This window comes from Bradyrhizobium manausense (assembly GCF_001440035.1).
Taxonomy (GTDB): Bacteria; Pseudomonadota; Alphaproteobacteria; order Rhizobiales; family Xanthobacteraceae; genus Bradyrhizobium; species Bradyrhizobium manausense.
In genome coordinates, this window is the sequence record NZ_LJYG01000097.1 from 51,100 (window position 1) to 68,736 (window position 17,637).

The following is a 17,637-nucleotide window of genomic DNA, read 5'->3' on the forward strand; positions in this document are numbered from 1 at the left end:
CGGGGTGGCCCACCGAGGCTGTGATAGAGTCCTGGATCGACGAAGCGATGCCGCGGCACTCACGACCACCACGATCAGGCAGGCAGTAAGGAAGTACATCAGACACTATCCCAGACAAAACGAACCACTGTGCCGCGCGGTCGCGGCCCCTCGGTCAAAAGCTGCCGTCAGGACGTGGAAACCCGCGTCCTTTCGGAGGTACCTGTTCGATACAGGTCTTCGCCCGAGCGACGATTTCCTTTGGTGACAGTTCCTTGAGAATTCGATCACGTTCCTTCCCAAAAATTGAAACAAGCTCCGTGAGACGTTCAGGTTCACCTTCAGGCTCACGTGTGTCCAACCTTCTGAAAGTCGCCGACTCGTTCTGATGGCTGATCTCAGCGTCGTTCGCTTTCTGTCGTAGCGCGGCGTCAGTTGGGACTTTGCCAGTTTCCATAAGCTTGTCCGCGACAAAAATAGTCGTCGCGCAGGTTAGGTGGACGTCCTCCTGCGGAGAACAAGCCACTACAGATAAGCTCGTAGCAGCAAGTAGAGCGAAGACCGCGGCTTTGCAGAGAGGGTTCACGCTTAATCTCGGTTCTGACCGGGGACAAAGAGCCGACAACACGAACCTCTTGTGGGTTGCATAATAGCAATCCGTCAACTGAGAACCCGGCGAATGCTCAATTTTCCATGAAAAGAGGAAGTCCGCTGTGGGTAAAATGCGAAGAACTGAGGTCGAGCAAATCTGGTCCGCTCGGGCGCAAAGAGCGGACCACCGTCAGACGCGGCGTAACTTCGCAGATGGGCCAAATCCGGAAGCGGCAGTCGCGCACCAACCCGGACAAACCCGCACTCCTGTTACTGGTCTAGGGACGATTTTTGACGAAGATTGCGGTTGCCTCAATGGTGAGAACGAACTCGAATGCCCGACAATGCAATCTGACCCTCGTTCCTTTAGAATTTCTACGCCCCTGAAATACGGCATGATAGTCGCCGTGGTAACACTGACGCCGTGCCTCGTTGCACTTGAATATCTCCACGCAACTGGCTTTTGCTACAGAGACGCCCGTTACCTCACCGATGAAGAGCTTATCCGGGTAGCAGCAGATGAAGCGGTTAGGACGAACAGGGCGTATGAAGCCATCGAACAACGGATCGAATATGCGAGTGCTACCGACCTGATTGCCAGGAACCCCGATTGCTGCGTGGCCATTAAGGACGAAAGCGAGCAAAGTGACGACCCTATCCTGCGGGATATCGCTCCCGACAGGGTATTTGGGCCATACGTGTTGGCGATTGAGGTGATCTACCGAGCCAAGCAAGATGGACCAAAGCCGTTTGATCATCACACATATTATTTAGGCGCGTGCGGCGAACGTCTCGACTATTCTGGAAGTGCGGAGGCGCACGGCAGGTTGCCCAGGGGTCGATAGGAGAGTAGCCCAATATTCTTGCGAGGCCCGCTTAGGGTCAAAAGGACAGTTCGCCAGCCCGGCAGCAGACTTCCGGTCTGCCCCCGCGAACCGACATATACTTGAACAGCGTCAACGGGCGCGATGGGCCAGAAGCGGCCTCTAACGGTCCTCAGTCGTCGATCACCCTCACGGCTGTTGTCCAATCATACGCTGGGCACTGTCCCGGTGGGCATCTGGTCGGCAACGGTTCACATATGAAAGTGTCACGTGGACTAATCGCTTGATCGCCGTCTCGGGTTCGATATACTAGGTTTAGGTCGTCGGCAGTTCTAGAAATTCCCCGCAACAGCGGCCGGCTGATGGTCTCTTTCGTAACCAAACGATCTCCGGGAAATTCGATCGAAAAGAGCGTCCAGTTCCCCCAAGCCCCTGATTTGCTTTTAAATCGGCTCATGCCGCAGACAGCGAGGGGGTCCAAATTCGAACGAACCATTTTTCCTAGCTCATAGCTCGACGGAGCTTCAATCAGGCCCCTTTTGTTTAATATCTCGCGCAATTCCCCAAATAGCTGCCCCTTCTCGTCAAGCGTCATGACGCGACCCGACCAATCGATGATGTTGAGGGGGCCGTAAAGGCATCTTTGGAAAAGGAGATAGCCTTCGGCCGACAGAATGACACCGATCAATAATAGGCTAAGCAAGCGGAATGCCATTTCCGATAGTTCGCCTGATGTGAGTGCTTGCGCAATCTACAATTGTGCGCGTGGTTACCGAAAACTTTGGTGCGGCTCTCCGGGCTGTTGCCATAGACGTTCAGTGCCATACCGACGAATGTCTGCTGGGGGTCAAAACGCGAAGAACTCAGGTTGAGCAAATCCGGTCCGCTCTGCCGCAATCAGCGGACCTCCATCAGACGCGACCCAAATTCGCTGATGGGCCAAAAGCCGACCTCGGCATCTACTGCTTCGGTAGCAGCTTCACGCCGGGGGCCGGCTCCTTGTAGTCGACGGGGGACTTTGCGTCGGCGGGGATTTCGATCCAGCGGTGAATGCCGCCACCCGCGCACTCCTGAACCACCGGGAAATACAGCATGCGTCCAGGTGCAAGATCATCGGTCAGATAGACGGACATCACGAACTCCTCGTAATAATCGTTCGGGAGGTTGCCGGTCCACGACACCTCCTTCACGCCCTCGGTGACATTGCTGTGATACATGGTGTAGGACTTGTCGTAGCTGCCCTTGACCAGATCGATCTGCCAGCCCGCTTTTGGCATCGGCTTAACGCCGACCACGCCCTCCGGAATGCGGACACGAACTTTTGAAGTCGCGGAATCGCCGCAGCCGTGCGGAACGCGGAATGTGGCACGATAGGAGCTTCCGCTTGAAGCCTCTGGCTGCGCGAGCGTCACATGGGCTTGTGCCGTCGTGGCGAGGCACAGGGTGCTCACGATCGCCGTTAGGATGTTTTTGCGCATTTCCGTGCAGCCTTCACTTCTGTTGCGGAGGGTGATGACCGGTTTCGTCCATCATCACGAAACCCTCGAATCGCGAGTGCGCGACCCGCCTTGGATCAAGGCTGGCTTCGGCCTTGACGAGTTTTTGTTCCAGCGTGGCTGCGGCGCCCTCGGGCACCGCCGCTTTGACGAGCGCATCAACCGACTTTAAGGCGTCGCCGCTGCACAGAATGATGGCCCATTCGCCGCCTTTGCGGCGCAACAGTGCACGACCTCCCATGTCGCCTTGCGTCCAGCCGGCGATCGCGTGGTCCGATGCCACGACGATCGGCTCAACGATGAGTTCTGCATCAGGCTTGTCGAATGCTGAATGCAACAGATGCTGGATCGAATCCACGTCCGATTCAGCAACAGCTGTCCCTGTGAAATAAACCAGGGTCATGACGCAAAGCGCAACTCCTCGCACCACGGTCCTCACCACCGATACCTCACGCCGGCGTAGATCGCCCTGCCCGTGCCGGGTTCGAACAGCGGAGATGTCGGGGTCGCACGATCGATGATGCTGGCGCTGGCGATATAGGCCTTGTTGGCGATGTTGCGGGCCTCAATGTAACCCGTGAATGGCCCGCCATTGTCGACACCAACCTTAAAGCCCCATATCGCGTAAGCGGATGTTATGAGCTTGTTGGCGCTATCGACGTAATAGGCCTGCGGCACCCATTCGAAGTTCGGCCCGAAATAGATGCCGTTCGGATGCTTGTACAGGAGCTCCGCTCGGATGAAGTGGCGTGGTGCGCCGGGGAGGATGTTGTTGCCGAACACCGGATCGTTATCGAAGCGGAAGTCGTTCAGCGTATAGGCCACGTTGAGCCAGATTTTGTCTGGCGCGGGACCGCTCACGAAGAGGTCGCGGATGATTGCCGCGCCTGCGCCCGCTTCAATACCCTGATGGATGGTCTTGTTGGCATTGGTGACGTTGCAGTTGCCGAACGCGCTGTACAGGCACAGAAGTTCGTCGTTGATTTGCGAGCGGTAGAGCGTGACCTCCCAGGCATAATCAGGCCGCTGCATGCGGGTACCGACCTCAAACGTCGTCGCCGTCTGCGGCTTGATCGAGAAGAACGGAATGTTCGGCAGCGCCGGGTTGAGGAAGTTCGGGCTGACGCTTTCACCGAAGCTCGGCACCTCCGCGCTGCGCGATATGTTGCCGAACACTTGCCAAGTCGGATCGACCTGCCACAACAGCCCGGTCTTCGGGCTCCACAAGCTGAAGGTACTGCGACCATTCACGTCGCCATTGGTCGAGAAATTGACCTGCTGGTCGCGTACGGCGAACAGGTACTGGGTGCCGGCTACAAATGCGACGTTCGGCAGGAAGTACAATGAGTTCTCCGCGAAAGCTGAATAATTCTCCGGCTTCTGCAGCAAGGCTGAGGTCTGTGCTCCTTTGAAGCCACCGATGTTGACGAATTGTTGAGCGTCGATGGTGCCATTGAGGATGTTGAAGCCGGCCACAAAGCGGTTGCGGTAGTCGCCAATGACACGGTCATCAGTCACCTTGGCGAAGCCGCCATAGTCTTTGTAATGATAGTCGAGCCACTGGAAGATCGGATGCATTAGATGGCGGTCGACCCCGAATGCCCCGAACTCTACCTTGGTGTCCTCGATCCGGATTGTGGTTTTATTAGCGACCCGCACCGTGTCGATATTCCGTTGCCAGTCATTGGCAACATTGATGGCCGCAGGCGTCGTCGGCGACGTCAGCGCCGTTGTTCTGTCGATGCTGCCTGGGATGCGCTGGCGCACCTCGTTGGCATTCAGGTAAAAGCGCGTTTCGACATCAGGCGAAATTTGGTATCCAACATTGGCGCTGAGCTTGTTGCTTGATCCGAAGCTGTGATCGCGAAAGCCATCGGAGGCCTGCGTGGCCGCCGTAACGAAGCCGTCCCAAGGACCGTTTGCCCCACCGACATTGGCCTGAAGCCGCTTCGTATTGAAGGCGCCGAAGTCCACGGAGACGCCGTTCGGGTAGGCATCACGTCCTGTCGGAGTCACGAAATTTATTGCGCCGCCTAGCGAATTGGCGCCGAACTGCAGGGCGTTACCGCCCTTATAGACCTCGACATATTTGTAAGCCGTCGGGTCGATCTCCTGGAAATCGCCGTAGCCGTCCGAGGTGTTGATCGGAATGCCATCCATGTAGAGCTGAATCCCGCGCAGGTGGAAGTTACGCGACAGGCCTGAACCACGGATCGACAGGCGCGTGTCATCGCCCCATTTCGGCTGGGCGAAGACGCCCGGAACATAGTCTAGGATGTCCTTTATCGTATTCGCGACGGTCGAATTTCGATAGGCCTCCGCGGGCACGAGTGCCACGCCGCCTGGTGTGTTGTTGATCTCCTTGAGAGCCTGCTGCGCGGAGAGCACGCCCAACGCTGCGCGCGATGCGCCCCCTTGATCACCGACCGCTTGGGCCGGTGCGGTCGGAGCCCGTCTGGCCCGCTCGGCTTGCGACGAACGGACAATGTCCCGGGATGGGCGGCTCGCCGCATTCCGCTTTTGCTTTGGTGCTTCAACGGTCACGGGCGGCAACTGTTTCTGCCCGCTTGATTGCGCTTTTAAGGGTGTAGAAAGCATAAGGGCGACGCTGGCGAGCGCGCAGGCTCGCAGCCCCCTGAGGCTGGATGTCACGGTAAAACTCCCAATCGAACAGACGAATGCTGGCGCGTAGCGCTGCTGTCAGATCGTGAAGGGAGGCCCGCGAGATTGGTGATCGTGCGAGCGAAGCCGCGCAACAGGCCGCGTCTCGAAGGCGACGGCGGTTCGCAACTTGACGTACGATCGGCGGGCAAGAGCTGGCGTCGGTGGCGGCAGCGCACCCGAAACGTGGTGCCCCACGCACAGAGGGCAGTGAATGACCGAGTTCTGCCGGCTCTTTCCCGTGTCATTTTGCGGAGCGAGCTCGCTGCCGTTGCTTATGCAGAGGACATGCTCGGATTCGGCAAAGGCCGGGGGGACGCTGGCGGCAAGCAGGCCGGATAGGACAACGTTCAATACGAGGGCGTAGGCCGCAAAAAATGCAGCGCCCATGCCAACTCGCCGCTTGAATCCGAACTTTGCCATAGCCTCCACCCTGCATCGGGGGTACCACAGCGAGCGCGCGAGTCCAATTTGTTGTCAAGCCATTTCGCCGAACAATCGCGAGTGTTGCTCACCAACAACGTTGAACGACGCCGGGATACCCGGCGGCCAAAGGTTGGCCCCGCAGTTCGCATCAGCCTAGTCGCTTGACCTATCGGAAGCAGACGAAGCTGCGGTCTGCCCGGAGGTCGGCCTCGGGCCCACCAGCCGACATCGTGCTCACCCCAAATCTGTAGAACCACGACGCCGTTTTCAGTACATGACGCCCTAGTATGATAAGTCGATTGAATCATATACTCGTGCTGTTAGCGTGCGCAGCCGGGTTGGAATGCAGTTCGCGTTAACTGCGACTATGATCGTTTGGGGACGTATCGGTGCGCAGGGTTTGGTTGCGGATATTTTCCGCCACGGCTTCATGTGCCATTCTGGTCCTTCCTGCTGAAGCGCAGGAGCGCTCCGCGCAGCAGCCGAACCAACTCCCACCAGTGACCATAACCGCGGCCGATACAAAGCCGCCGAAGCGAGTCGCCCGGCAAAAGCCTCTGCCAAATCTGGGCGCGCGGACCAGAAACGTGGCTCGGCCCGAGCAGCAACGCGAAGCTGCAAGTGGGGGCTCAAGCGGAGTGACGCCCGCATCTTCCGATGATGCTACCGGCCTGCATCCGACAGCCGCCAGTTCGGTTCGCTACACCGGAGCCGAGGTCAATGCGGTGCCCTTCACGCGGCCCGGTGAGGCGCTAGAAATCGTGCCGGGCCTGATCGTTACGCAGCACTCCGGAGAGGGTAAGGCCAATCAGTACTTTCTGCGCGGCTTCAATCTCGACCACGGCACCGACCTCGCCATCACCGTGGATGGCATGCCCGTCAACATGCCGACCCATGGGCACGGACAGGGCTATGCCGATATCAACTTCCTAATTCCCGAGTTGATCCAGTCGGTGAATGTTCGAAAGGGGCCGTACTTCGCCGATGTCGGCGACTTCGGCTCAGCCGGCGCCGTCGGCATCGACTACGTCAACAGGCTGCAGAAGAATATCGCCGAAGTGAGCGTCGGCAGTTTTGCGTACCGTCGCGGACTGGCCGCAGGATCCACCACGGTCGGTGAAGGCACCCTGCTCGCGGCGGTCGAGGGGATAAAATACGACGGCCCATGGGATGTGCCGGACGACGTGCGCAAGATCAATGGTCTACTGCGCTACGGTCAGGGCACCGCGACGGACGGCTTCACGCTGACCGGCATGGCCTATTCCAATGCCTGGAATTCGACTGATCAGGTCGCCCAGCGCGCGATCGATCACGGCATTATCAGCCGTCTTGGCTCGCTCGATCCGACCGATGGCGGCGTCTCCACCCGCTTCAGCCTATCCGGCAACTTTGCGCATTCGAGCGAGTACGGCCAAACGAAGATCAGCGCCTACGCAATTCGTTCGACCCTGCAGCTCTACAACAATTTCACCTACTTCCTGGACAATCCCGTCAATGGCGACCAGTTCAATCAGCTCGATCAACGAACTGTCAGCGGCTTCGATGCCCGGCACGCATTCGACTGGCGGTTCGGCGGCTTCGAGACACAGACCCGCGTCGGCATGCAAAGCCGTTACGACGACATCCGCGTCGGCCTTTTCAAGACCGAGCAGCGCAATTGGTTGTCGACGGTGCGAGAGGATAGCGTACGCGAGGGCAATGTCGGCATCTGGGCCGATTCCACGACGCGCTGGACCGACTGGCTGCGCACGACGGTTGGCATTCGCGAGGACTTTTTCCCCGGGCGCGTCCTGAGCGACACTCCGGAAAATTCAGGGAATGCGCAGGCCTCGATGATGAGCCCGAAGGCCGGCATCGTGCTCGGCCCGTGGTTCAGGACCGAGCTGTACGGCAATGCCGGCTACGGCCTGCACAGCAACGACATCAGGGGCGCGACCATCACGGTGGATCCCAACGACAAGGTGACGCCGCTCGACCGCGTGCCGCTGCTGGTGCGTTCACGCGGCGCCGAGGTAGGCCTTCGTACCAAGCCGATTGAAGGCCTCACCAGCTCGGTCGCCCTGTTCGTCCTCGATTTCGAGTCCGAGCTTCTGTTCGTCGGCGATGCCGGCACGACGGAGCCGAGCCGGCCGAGCCGCCGCGTCGGCGTGGAGTGGGTCAACCAATACAAGCCGCTGCCCTGGCTGTCCTTCGACCTCGACGTCGCCTACACCAAGGCGCGCTTCACCGACATCGATCCTGCGGGCGACCGCATTCCCGGCGCACCGGCCTGGGTAGGAAGCGCCGCCATCACCTTCGGCCACGAGACCGGCTGGTTCGGCGCGCTGAAGGCGCGCTATTTCGGACCTAGGCCTTTGATCGAGGACGACAGCGTCCGGTCCCTGGCGTCGCTGATCTTCAATGCGCGCGCGGGCTATCGGTTCGACAACGGCCTGCGCGTGCAGCTCGACATCCTCAATCTCTTCAACGCGCAGACAAACCAGATCGAATACTATTATCTCTCGCGACTTCCGGGCGAGCCCATCGACGGTGTCGCCGACCGCCATGTTCATCCCGCGGAGCCGCGTGCGGCGCGACTGACAGTGGCAGCGCGGTTCTGATCTGCCGTGCGCTGCTCTGGTCAGCTTCGGGTGATGAGCGCCGTTAGGCGGGTCGGCCGGTTGCTTCCGGTCTACCTCCATGTGCCGGCCACTGGGGACGTCGCCTGGACTTTCGCCTTCGGGCCCAGGCTGTGTGAAAACGCTCTGTTTGGAGTGATTCGCGCGATAAGATTCCCTGCGTTTGCGGGGGCATCCAATGAAGCGCTTTGTTGAAGGATTGGATCGCGGCCAGAGCACATTGTTTCCGGCATCGCTCGATGACTATGTGGCAGAGGACAACCCGGTGCGAGCGGTCGACGTGTTCGTCGATGGTCTCGATCTCGACAAGCTCGGGTTCATCGGAGTCCAGCCATTCGACACGGGCCGACCCAGCTATCACCCGGGCACTATGCTCAAGCTCTACATCTACGGCTATCTTAATCGGGTTCCGTCGAGCCGATGCCTGGAGCGGGAATGCCTGCGCAATATCGAGATGATCTGGTTGACCGGGCATCTGGCGCCGGACTTCAAGACGATCGCGGACTTCCGCAAGGACAATGGCAAGGCCATCCGTGAGGTCTGTCGCGAGTTCGTCGCGCTGTGCCGCAAGCTTGAGCTGCTCAGTACCGGGAGCGTCGCCATTGACGGATCAAAGTTCAAGGCTGTCAATGCACGGGATAAGAACTTCACCGAGGCCAAGATGAAGAGGCGTTTTGAGCGCATCGATGAGAGCGTCGCCCGGTACCTCTCTCAGCTTGAAACCGCCGATCGGCATGGGGATGCGGTCCCAGAGGTGAAGGTTGAGCGGTTGAAGGGCAAGATCGAGAAGCTCAAGGAGGAGATCGTCCGGCTCAACGCGATCAACGCGGAAATGATGAAGAGCAAGGACAGGCAGATCTCGCTCTCCGATCCTGACGCACGCTCGATGGCTACAAGTGGCAAGGACACCGGCATCGTTGGCTACAACGTGCAGATTGCTGTTGATACGCAGCATCATCTTATCGTGGCTCACTATGTGACCAACGTGGGCAACGATCGCCACCAGCTTGCCGACATGGCCGAACAGGCCCGTGCCGAGATGGCTGTCGAGACACTCGAGGTCGTTGCTGATCGCGGCTACTATGACAGCGAACAGCTTCGCGCCTGTGAGCAGGCCGGCATCACGGTCACATTGCCGAAACCGATGACCTCAGGCGCGAAAGCCGCAGGTCGTTTTGGCAAGCAGGACTTCGTCTATCTTGCTGCCGAGGACGTCTATCGCTGCCCTGCTGGCGAACGGCTGACGTACCGCTTCACCGGCCAAGAGGACGGTAAGATGCTGCGCCGTTACTGGACGACCGCCTGCCAAAGCTGCGCGCTCAAAGCTCAGTGCACGACCGGCCCTGAGCGGCGCATCGCGCGGTGGGAGCACGAGGCCGTGCTGGAGAAGGTTCAGCAGCGGCTCGACCAAGACCCCAACAAGATGACCTTACGCCGCAAGACGGCCGATCCCTTCGGGACCATAAAGGCCTGGATGGGTGCCACGCACTTCCTGATGCGAAGACAGCACAAGGTTGCGACCGAGATGGCGCTGAACGTGCTCGCCTACAATATGAAACGTGCAATAGCGATTTTGGGTTGCCGAACCCTGCTGGAGGCGATGCAGACGTAAGGAGTTTGTATCGGAGCCAACTCTAGCCGCGAAACCGATCCCGGGCCTCTCGACTTACCAGTCGGCAAAAGGGTTATCACACAGCCTGGGCCAGAAGCGGAAGTGCTAAGCCGCTCTGGCTTCGGTTGCCGCAATCCAAATTCCAATAAAAACGGCGATCAGCCCCGCAATCAAGGGCGGGGTCACAGGTTCACCAATGAGGTGCGCCGCCAACAAACCGGCCGCTATAGGATTGATCGTCATCGTGGTCGCAACGCGCGTTGGCGTCGTTCTTTGAAGTGCAAGTACCCAAAGTATGAAGGCTAGCGCTCCGCCGCCGATCCCGAGATATATGCCTGCCCACCATTGGTGCGGGCCGAATGTTGTCAAGATTACCACCCGTCCGGTCAGCACACCGATGATTATCAGACCAATTGCTCCGGCGCCCATTCCAACAGCAAGAAAGCCGAGCGGACTGGATCGTTGAATGAATGGGCGAGACAAGACGTTATAGAACGCCATACACAAGACCGCGCCAGTCATGATCAGCTCTCCCTTCCAAGCTCCAATCGGCGCAGAAGAAAGACCGGCGCCGAGGGCGGCGACAACGCCAAAGACTGCTACGCAAACGCCTAGCGTCTTCCGCGCCGTGAGTTGCTCGGAGCCGAGTAAGGCGCCTATCAGCATAGTTTGAAGTGGGAGTGTCGAGAGAGCTAAGCTTGCCCGAGCCGCCGTTGTGAAGCCAACAGCCACGTTATAAAGCACGAAGAAAACGCCGAAAAAGCAAAAGCCGAGAATTGCGATTGAAAGCAGGTCCTGCCGGGGCGGAAACTTTGAGCGTAGAAAAAACGCGGTCGGCAACACACAAGCAATCCCGATACCCCAGCAACAAGCACATTACGGGCGATGCCCGCACCATCCTGCATTGGGGCTGGGACCTGCTCATGGTCGCCCATCCGCCTTGCACAAGGCTCTGCCTCTCAGGCGTGCGCTGGCTGCACGAGCCGCCCACCAAGCTCTCGACCGCGCACTATTCAATCCGCGAGGTGGCGGCCTATGCGCGGATGAACCGCGAGCAGCGGCTGGCCTTCATGTGGGACGAGCTCGACAAGGCCGCGGATCTGTTCTCCGCGTTCTGGAACGCCGACATGGAACACGGCATCCCGCGCATCTGCATCGAGAACCCGGTGATGCACGGCCACGCCAAGCAGCGCATCCGGAACTACGAGGAGTTCGCCCAGTCAGTTCAGCCTTGGCAGTTCGGCCACGGAGAGTGCAAGCGCACCTGCTTCTGGCTGAAGGGGCTGCCGAAGCTGGAGCCCACCAACATCGTCGCCGGCCGCGCGCAGCGCATCCATCAGCTCGGTCCGAGCGCCGATCGCTGGCGCGAGCGGTCGAAGTTCTTCCCCGGCTTTGCCTCGGCGATGGCGGAACAATGGGGCACCCACGCCCTGCAGCAGCTCGCTGCATAACCCCGAGAGGTAAAGATGAAGAAGCAAGCCAAATGGGAAATCAACAAGCGCATCAGCCGCGCCATCATCGGCATGCAGATCCCGATCCTGATGATCCCGAAGCTCTCGGCGATGCTGGAGCTGAAGATCGCACAGGGAGCGACCGACGAGGAGCTCGCCGCGGCAGCCAAGCAGTTCGTCGAGGGCGCGCACTCATGAAGGTCTATCTCGTCATCGCCGAACACCACGCCGTTCCCGGTCGGAGGATCTACGTATGCAAGACGCGGCGGCGCGCTGCGAAGGAAGCGATCGCCTGCACCAACGTCATCCTCAACGACCTCGGCATCAAGCCCGTGATCACCGAGATCGACATGGAGGTGGTGTTGTGCTTCCTGCAGGACAACAAGAAGCTCGATTGCTTCGTCGAGATCACCGAGCACGAGCTGCTGCTCGATTAAACCCTCACACCGTAAGACCCTCACGTAACCCAACGAGGTAATGATGCCCGCCTTCAAGGATACCTCAACAGCGTGAACGGGAACAGCGTCGCCACCGACGCCGGCACCGTCTACCGCAGCGAGAAGAAGTCGGCGTCCCTCGCCGATGCTCAAGCCTTCATGGACTACGTCATCCAGAACAACGCGTGGGATCTGATCGACCGCAAGGCGAACGTCACCGCGGTGGAGGACTTCATCAACCAGCACAACGCGCCGCCGCCCGGCGTGAACTGGTCAAGCACCTTCGTTGCCGGTGTCCGGCGCTCGTAACTCTCACTCAGAAGGAAATACGGAAATGAACGCTCTCGTCCCGCAGAACTTTGGCCCGGTGTCGACCCGCTTCCAGGGTGTGGCGGTTACCGATGATCTCTCCGCTGGCGTGCAGGCCGGCTTCGGCATCATGGGCTACAAGGGCAAGGTCTGGTCGCTGCGCAAGGGTGGGCAGGAAACGCCCCTGATGCGCCCCGATGGCGATGGTCCCCGCAACAGCATTGAGGTGGTGATCCTCAAGGCGTCCGCCCACGTCTCAAAGATCTGGTACGAGAACGGTTACGTCGAGGGCTCGACTGCAGCGCCGGATTGCTTCTCCTCGAACGGCGTCACGCCGGACCCGGCCTCGAAGAAGCGCCAGCACAACGCCTGCGCCACCTGCCCGATGAACCAGTGGGGCAGCCGCATTACCCCGGCGGGTAAGCAGGGCAAGGCGTGCTCGGACTCCAAGCGGCTCGCCATCGCGCCGGCCGAGGACATCAAGAACGAGGCGTTCGGTGGTCCGCTCCTGCTCCGCGTGCCGGCGGCCTCGCTGCGTGATCTCGCCGCCTATGGCGAGAAGATGAGCGCTCTGGGCTACCAGTACTTCGCGATCGCCACCCGCATCGCGTTCGATCCCGGCGAGGCGTATCCGAAGTTCGTGTTCGGTGCGATCCGCCCGCTCACCGACGCCGAGGCTGATCTCGTGCTGGAGATGCGCGACAGCCGGCAGGTCACCACGATCCTGGCCGAAGGTTCTGAGATGGCGGCTCCCGCTCCGGTGCAGCAGGCCGCGGCAACTGCCTCTGCCTTCGAGCGGCCGCCGATCCAGCCGGTTGCGGCTCCGGCTAACGTGCAGCAGCAGGTCCAGAAGTTCGTGCAGAAGGCGACCCAGCCGCAGCCCTTGGCCCAGCAGCAGCCGCAGCCGGTCGTGGCACCGCAGCCGGCGTTCGGCGGTGCTGAGCCCAAGCCGGGCGTGCAGACCGTGCAGCAGGTCCAGTCGCAAGTGACTGCGACCCCGGAGGCGGGCAGCGACTTCGAGGCCAACCTCGACGCCGAGCTCGACAAACTGCTCCTCGGCTAACGCATCCAGCAGATCGCAAATCCATGACGGGAGCCACGGCTCCCGTTCTCCGCCCGCTTACCTTCCAAAGTAACGAGACATGCAGGAACACACCCAAGAATACTTCGCCAAGGTGCTTGTTTGGCCGCAGGACGGCGATGCGCCGGCCTGCGTCAACCTTCATCGGAGGTGGCCCTTGAGTTATCGCAAGCGTCACGCTCCGCAGACGCGTTGGCGTACAAAGGCCAGCAGCAAAGGCATTCGTGTTTGGAGGGTTGAATAGTGCCCCGCCGCCCTGCCAAAGTCACACAGGCTGATATTGCTCGCGCGCTCCGCGCAGCAAAGGAAGCTGGCGCTGGCGAAGTCATCGTCGACGCCGAGGGAGCGATCCGCATTTCCCTCAAGAGTGCAAACGCCGAACCGGAGTGGATTCTGTCCAATCCGAAAAAGCTTTAGTAGCTCACACCCACCCAAGGAGGTCTAAATGGAACTACCCGAAGGAGCCCGCGCGCCGGATGATGCGCGGATGTATCTTTCCTGGGACCGCACCAAGCGGCGTTGGTACGTGCGCGTCGATCGCAAAGGCCGGAAGATCGCTGTCCGCGAGAAGTACGGCACGCCAGCGTTCGACGACGCCTATGATGCTGCCGTCAGCGGGCTCGGCGGGCAGCCGCGCCTAACAGGGTTACCCCCGAGGTAAAGGTCATCGACCCGCGCATCCATCTCAAGCAGGACGTCTCGCGCCACGGCCAGCTGCGTTTCTATGTGCAGGTCCGCGACAACATTCCGAAGATCAGGATCAAAGAGGAGTACGGCACAGAGGAGTTCGATCGACACGTCGCCCGCGCAGTCGACAGGCAGATCGCGCTCTATGGCGATGGCACGCAGAACGCAGACGCAAAGCGATTGCCGAAAGCGCCGCGGATGGAACTGCCGGGGACCGAACCCAAGGCCGGAACCTTGCGGTGGTACTGGACCCATTACAAACAATCCAGCAACTGGCTCGGCAACCTCACAGAGGGCAAGAAGGGGCTCGCCCCCGAAACGCGCCACCAGCGCGTGCTGCTCATAGAGCCTCTCCTGCTCGCCAGCGGGGAGCTTCCATTCAAGGCGCTCACCGGGCAGGCAATCCGCGCCGAGTTGAATGTCCGCACACCCAGCAACGGCGGTAACCTGCTTTCTACGCTCCGGGGCATGATCAACTGGATGATCGAGGTTGGGCACATCAGGGCGCACGAGGATCCGACCCTTGGCGTCAAGTCCGGCAAGTCGCGTGCGAGCAAACAGACCGGGGGCTGGGTGCCGTGGACCGAGGAGGACATGGACCGCTACATGAGCTTCTGGCCGGTAGGCACCGAGGCGCGGCTGATGTTCGAGCAACTGCGCTGTACCCACCTGCGACGTGGTGACGTGCATCGGCTCGGCCCGCAGCACCTGCGCCGCGGGATGCTCAAGATCACGACTGAGAAGAGCGGGTACACGACCCTCGTCGAGATGCCGATCCACCCGACCTGATCACAGCCATCAATGACACTGTGATCGGCGAGGAGGTGCTCACCGGCAAGCGTGTCGGCGGCAAGATCGTGCCGATGGACAAAGAGGGTTGGGCGGCGAAGTTCAAGACCTACGCGATCCAGGCCGGCATCAATCAGGCGAAGAAGAACTGCCACGGCGTGCGCAAAGCTCGCGCGGAGGACGCAGCCTATTCCGGCATGACGGAGAGCCAGATGATGGCTTGCTTCGGCTGGACCGATCCGAAAATGGCCGCGCACTACATCGCACAAGCTAACCGCGCGCTGCTCGCCCAGAGCGGTATGGCGAAGTTGTTCCAACAAGACCAGAAAGCGAACATCGGGCGCCGTCCGCCCGAGAACGAACGAGTAACAATTCTGAGTAACAAGTTGAAATTCGCTTGAGATTTCAACGCGAAAAGTGGGGGTGGTGCGCTCGGAGGGACTCGAACCCCCACGGTGTTACCCACTGCCACCTCAAGGCAGCGCGTCTACCAGTTCCGCCACGAGCGCTAGGAGATACCGGCCTGAGGTCTTGAGGCTGGCCGGATCAGCGGCCGCCGATCTAACAAATCCATCAGGGGGATACAAGCCTGCAAAGGCGGGGAATTCCACAGGCCTGGCAGGAAAGTCCTATCCCCGCCCGGATCGGCCCTATCCGGCTGCGAATGCGTGCCCCGGCCGCTATCGGCTCCCGGGCGTCCGCGGCAGCATCTGCTTGACCTCGACCGCGATCCTGTTGCGATCGACCAGCACGACGCCGGAAGCTACAGGCAGATTATTGGCGAGAACCTTGACCTCGTCGGCCTCAGTTGCGTCCAGCTCGATGATGGCGCCGCGGGAAAGACGTAATACTTGATGGATCGGCATGGTGGTCGTCCCGAGGACGACCATGAGATCCACGGTGACTTTATCGAGTGTGGGCACTGTCAGGACCGCCGCAACTGGAGAACGACACTTAGGGACTTGGCATTTGCTCCCGAGATGATCACCACGTTATGGTTAGCCAATGGTTAATTCGTCGCAAAACCCCCGCCAGAACAAGCGCCAAGAGCTCGATTTGACGTCGTTTTCCGCCGCCGGCGGCGAGCCCGTCGAGTGGCGAATCTCGGACAGCCCCGTGCCCTATCCGGATGCGGTGGCCGCCATGGAGGCCCGCGTCGCCGCGATTGCGGCCGGCGAGGCGCCGGAGCTGGTCTGGCTGCTCGAACACCCCCCGCTCTACACGTCAGGCACATCAGGCAAGGCGACCGACCTGCTCGATTCCTGCTTCCCGACCTTCGCGACCGGGCGCGGCGGCCAGCTGACCTATCACGGCCCCGGCCAGCGCGTGGCCTACATCATGCTCGACCTCAAGCGCCGCCGACCTGATGTCCGGGCCTATGTCGCGAGCCTCGAAGAGCTGATCCTGAAGACGCTCGCCGCCTTCAACGTGCGCGGCGAGCGGCGCGAGGACCGGGTCGGCGTCTGGGTGAAGCGCCCGGACAAAGGGGCGGAGCACGAGGACAAGATCGCGGCGATCGGCGTGCGGCTGAAGCGCTGGGTCTCGTTCCACGGCATCGCCATCAATGTCGAGCCGGAGCTGGAGCACTTTGCGGGCATCGTCCCCTGCGGCGTCACTGACGCTCGCTACGGCGTCACCTCGCTGGTCGATCTCGGCCAGCTCGTGACCATGGCAGATGTCGACGTCGCGTTGCGACAGTCGTTTGAAGAACTGTTCGGGCCGACCCGCGCGCTGCTGCCGGAAGCCGCGGCCTGATGCATTCCTGTTGGCGATGAGCTGCTGCACGTTCTCCACGCGCGCGGAATCAGTTACGCTTGCATCAGGTGCCGCCCACGCCTCCGCCCTCCGCCGGGAAAGTAGAGATCATGCCGGGCGACTAAGCCATCGGACCGACTGTTCGAGCATCGGGCATAAGGAGGGATTGCGCTTTCTGCTCGCATCAGGAGGTTCTGACGATGAAATTGTCTGCGCCGATCTATCATCTCAAGCGCAAAGCAAAGCGCCTGTCCCGCGAGCAAGGCATCCCGCTCCACGACGCGCTCGACCGCATCGCCACGACGGAAGGGTTTTCCGCCTGGAGCTTGCTCGCGGCGAAGGCTGCGGCGACAACGCCGGCCATCAGGCTGTTTCCGCAGGTCCAGCCGGGCGACCTCGTGCTGGTGGGGGCGCGGCCCGGTCAAGGCAAGACGCTGATGAGCCTCGAGCTCGCCGTGGAGGCGATGAAATCAGGCCACCGCGCCGCGTTCTTCTCGCTCGAATACACCGAGAAAGACGTGCTCGATCGCCTGCGTGCGATCGGCGTGGAGCCTGTGCAGTTCGACAAGCTGTTCGAGGTCGATTGCTCCGACGCCATCAGCGCCGACCATGTCGTCAAGCAGATGGCCACAGCGCCGCGCGGCACGGTCGTGGTCATCGACTATCTGCAACTGCTCGATCAGCGGCGCGAAAACCCTGACCTCACCGTTCAGGTGCGTGCGCTGAAATCCTTCGCGCGCGACAAGGGGCTGATCGTCATCTTCATCTCGCAGATCGACCGCTCCTACGACCCGATGGTCAAGCCCTGCCCTGACATCAGCGACGTCAGGCTGCCGAACCCGCTCGACCTGAAGCTGTTCGACAAGACCTGCTTCATCAACAATTCCGAGATCGAGTTCCGGGCCGCAAGCTGACCGGCGA

The 17,637-nt window shown here is 60.6% G+C and carries 20 protein-coding genes and 1 tRNA gene; 14 read left to right on the forward strand and 7 right to left on the reverse strand.

All coding sequences use genetic code 11. The features are described 5' to 3' along the window. Positions 1 to 692: 692 nt before the first annotated feature. A complete protein-coding gene (locus tag AOQ71_RS45310) occupies positions 693 to 1,415 on the forward strand; it encodes a hypothetical protein (protein ID WP_157083630.1) in 723 nt (240 codons plus the stop codon). A gap of 938 nt (positions 1,416 to 2,353) precedes the next feature. Here AOQ71_RS45310 and AOQ71_RS23235 read toward each other — a convergent pair. The 4 genes from AOQ71_RS23235 to AOQ71_RS50365 form a co-directional block, all read right to left on the reverse strand. Then, a complete protein-coding gene (locus AOQ71_RS23235; protein ID WP_057751532.1) occupies positions 2,354 to 2,872 on the reverse strand; it encodes a YcnI family copper-binding membrane protein in 519 nt (172 codons plus the stop codon). Between the two features lie 13 nt (positions 2,873 to 2,885). Further along, positions 2,886 to 3,293: a copper uptake system-associated protein gene (locus tag AOQ71_RS23240; protein ID WP_157083631.1), complete on the reverse strand. Its 408-nt coding sequence runs from the start codon at positions 3,291 to 3,293 to the stop codon at positions 2,886 to 2,888. Positions 3,294 to 3,325: 32 nt separating this feature from the next. After that, a complete protein-coding gene (locus tag AOQ71_RS23245; RefSeq protein ID WP_083514430.1) occupies positions 3,326 to 5,488 on the reverse strand; it encodes a TonB-dependent receptor family protein in 2,163 nt (720 codons plus the stop codon). A gap of 102 nt (positions 5,489 to 5,590) precedes the next feature. Then, positions 5,591 to 5,974, reverse strand: a complete 384-nt coding sequence (locus AOQ71_RS50365) for a DUF2946 family protein (RefSeq protein ID WP_430648644.1) — start codon at positions 5,972 to 5,974, stop codon at positions 5,591 to 5,593. Positions 5,975 to 6,615: 641 nt separating this feature from the next. Here AOQ71_RS50365 and AOQ71_RS23255 point away from each other — a divergent pair. Beyond that, entirely contained in the window at positions 6,616 to 8,577 is a 1,962-nt protein-coding gene (locus AOQ71_RS23255) for a TonB-dependent receptor (protein ID WP_430648645.1), read from the forward strand. Between the two features lie 196 nt (positions 8,578 to 8,773). Further along, a complete protein-coding gene (locus AOQ71_RS23260) occupies positions 8,774 to 10,207 on the forward strand; it encodes an IS1182 family transposase (protein ID WP_057751541.1) in 1,434 nt (477 codons plus the stop codon). A 105-nt stretch (positions 10,208 to 10,312) separates the two neighbouring features. Here AOQ71_RS23260 and AOQ71_RS23265 read toward each other — a convergent pair whose 3' ends face one another. Continuing rightward, entirely contained in the window at positions 10,313 to 11,065 is a 753-nt protein-coding gene (locus AOQ71_RS23265; protein WP_205668258.1) for a DMT family transporter, read from the reverse strand. Here AOQ71_RS23265 and AOQ71_RS23270 point away from each other — a divergent pair. The 9 genes from AOQ71_RS23270 (at position 11,020) to AOQ71_RS23305 (ending at position 15,362) form a co-directional block, all read left to right on the forward strand. Beyond that, positions 11,020 to 11,658, forward strand: coding sequence for a hypothetical protein (locus AOQ71_RS23270; protein ID WP_430648646.1), 639 nt, complete (start codon positions 11,020 to 11,022; stop codon positions 11,656 to 11,658). The genes AOQ71_RS23265 and AOQ71_RS23270 overlap by 46 nt on opposite strands. Before the next feature lie 15 nt (positions 11,659 to 11,673). After that, positions 11,674 to 11,856, forward strand: coding sequence for a hypothetical protein (locus AOQ71_RS23275; RefSeq protein ID WP_057751548.1), 183 nt, complete (start codon positions 11,674 to 11,676; stop codon positions 11,854 to 11,856). Beyond that, positions 11,853 to 12,095, forward strand: a complete 243-nt coding sequence (locus tag AOQ71_RS23280) for a hypothetical protein (protein WP_057751550.1) — start codon at positions 11,853 to 11,855, stop codon at positions 12,093 to 12,095. The genes AOQ71_RS23275 and AOQ71_RS23280 overlap by 4 nt, the downstream gene beginning before the upstream one ends. Before the next feature lie 72 nt (positions 12,096 to 12,167). Beyond that, positions 12,168 to 12,404, forward strand: a complete 237-nt coding sequence (locus AOQ71_RS23285) for a hypothetical protein (RefSeq protein ID WP_057751552.1) — start codon at positions 12,168 to 12,170, stop codon at positions 12,402 to 12,404. A gap of 25 nt (positions 12,405 to 12,429) precedes the next feature. Next, positions 12,430 to 13,467 (forward strand): hypothetical protein, encoded by a 1,038-nt coding sequence (locus AOQ71_RS23290; protein ID WP_057751554.1) that lies wholly within the window; start codon positions 12,430 to 12,432, stop codon positions 13,465 to 13,467. Positions 13,468 to 13,728: 261 nt separating this feature from the next. Beyond that, positions 13,729 to 13,902, forward strand: coding sequence for a hypothetical protein (locus AOQ71_RS45315; protein WP_157083632.1), 174 nt, complete (start codon positions 13,729 to 13,731; stop codon positions 13,900 to 13,902). A 28-nt stretch (positions 13,903 to 13,930) separates the two neighbouring features. After that, entirely contained in the window at positions 13,931 to 14,146 is a 216-nt protein-coding gene (locus tag AOQ71_RS23295; protein ID WP_057751556.1) for a hypothetical protein, read from the forward strand. A 65-nt stretch (positions 14,147 to 14,211) separates the two neighbouring features. Further along, on the forward strand, positions 14,212 to 14,961 hold the full coding sequence (locus AOQ71_RS23300; protein WP_057751559.1) for a hypothetical protein: 750 nt from the start codon (positions 14,212 to 14,214) through the stop codon (positions 14,959 to 14,961). Between the two features lie 20 nt (positions 14,962 to 14,981). Continuing rightward, positions 14,982 to 15,362 (forward strand): site-specific integrase, encoded by a 381-nt coding sequence (locus AOQ71_RS23305; RefSeq protein ID WP_057751561.1) that lies wholly within the window; start codon positions 14,982 to 14,984, stop codon positions 15,360 to 15,362. Positions 15,363 to 15,385: 23 nt separating this feature from the next. On the opposite strand, the gene AOQ71_RS23310 is transcribed toward AOQ71_RS23305, so the two are convergent. Next, positions 15,386 to 15,470, reverse strand: a tRNA-Leu gene (locus AOQ71_RS23310). Between the two features lie 171 nt (positions 15,471 to 15,641). Continuing rightward, complete coding sequence (locus tag AOQ71_RS23315; protein WP_057751563.1) at positions 15,642 to 15,884, reverse strand: FliM/FliN family flagellar motor switch protein; 243 nt, start codon at positions 15,882 to 15,884, stop codon at positions 15,642 to 15,644. A gap of 82 nt (positions 15,885 to 15,966) precedes the next feature. Between AOQ71_RS23315 and lipB the strand changes: the two genes are divergently transcribed. Together lipB and AOQ71_RS23325 are read left to right on the forward strand one after the other, a co-directional pair. Further along, positions 15,967 to 16,716 carry a lipoyl(octanoyl) transferase LipB gene (gene lipB / locus AOQ71_RS23320; protein ID WP_057751566.1) on the forward strand — a complete coding sequence of 250 codons (750 nt, stop codon included), beginning with the start codon at positions 15,967 to 15,969 and terminating at the stop codon, positions 16,714 to 16,716. A gap of 200 nt (positions 16,717 to 16,916) precedes the next feature. Then, positions 16,917 to 17,630: a DNA helicase gene (locus AOQ71_RS23325; protein WP_057751568.1), complete on the forward strand. Its 714-nt coding sequence runs from the start codon at positions 16,917 to 16,919 to the stop codon at positions 17,628 to 17,630. Positions 17,631 to 17,637: the final 7 nt, after the last annotated feature.

Coding starts and splice junctions, on each gene's coding strand:
- AOQ71_RS23235 (WP_057751532.1), bottom strand. CDS start 2,872: ATGCGCAAAAACATCCTAACGGCGATCGTGAGCACCCTGTGCCTCGCC.
- AOQ71_RS23240 (WP_157083631.1), bottom strand. CDS start 3,293: ATGACCCTGGTTTATTTCACAGGGACAGCTGTTGCTGAATCGGACGTG.
- AOQ71_RS23245 (WP_083514430.1), bottom strand. CDS start 5,488: ATGCTTTCTACACCCTTAAAAGCGCAATCAAGCGGGCAGAAACAGTTG.
- AOQ71_RS50365 (WP_430648644.1), bottom strand. CDS start 5,974: ATGGCAAAGTTCGGATTCAAGCGGCGAGTTGGCATGGGCGCTGCATTT.
- AOQ71_RS23260 (WP_057751541.1), top strand. CDS start 8,774: ATGAAGCGCTTTGTTGAAGGATTGGATCGCGGCCAGAGCACATTGTTT.
- AOQ71_RS23275 (WP_057751548.1), top strand. CDS start 11,674: ATGAAGAAGCAAGCCAAATGGGAAATCAACAAGCGCATCAGCCGCGCC.
- AOQ71_RS23280 (WP_057751550.1), top strand. CDS start 11,853: ATGAAGGTCTATCTCGTCATCGCCGAACACCACGCCGTTCCCGGTCGG.
- AOQ71_RS23290 (WP_057751554.1), top strand. CDS start 12,430: ATGAACGCTCTCGTCCCGCAGAACTTTGGCCCGGTGTCGACCCGCTTC.
- AOQ71_RS23295 (WP_057751556.1), top strand. CDS start 13,931: ATGGAACTACCCGAAGGAGCCCGCGCGCCGGATGATGCGCGGATGTAT.
- lipB (WP_057751566.1), top strand. CDS start 15,967: ATGGTTAATTCGTCGCAAAACCCCCGCCAGAACAAGCGCCAAGAGCTC.
- AOQ71_RS23325 (WP_057751568.1), top strand. CDS start 16,917: ATGAAATTGTCTGCGCCGATCTATCATCTCAAGCGCAAAGCAAAGCGC.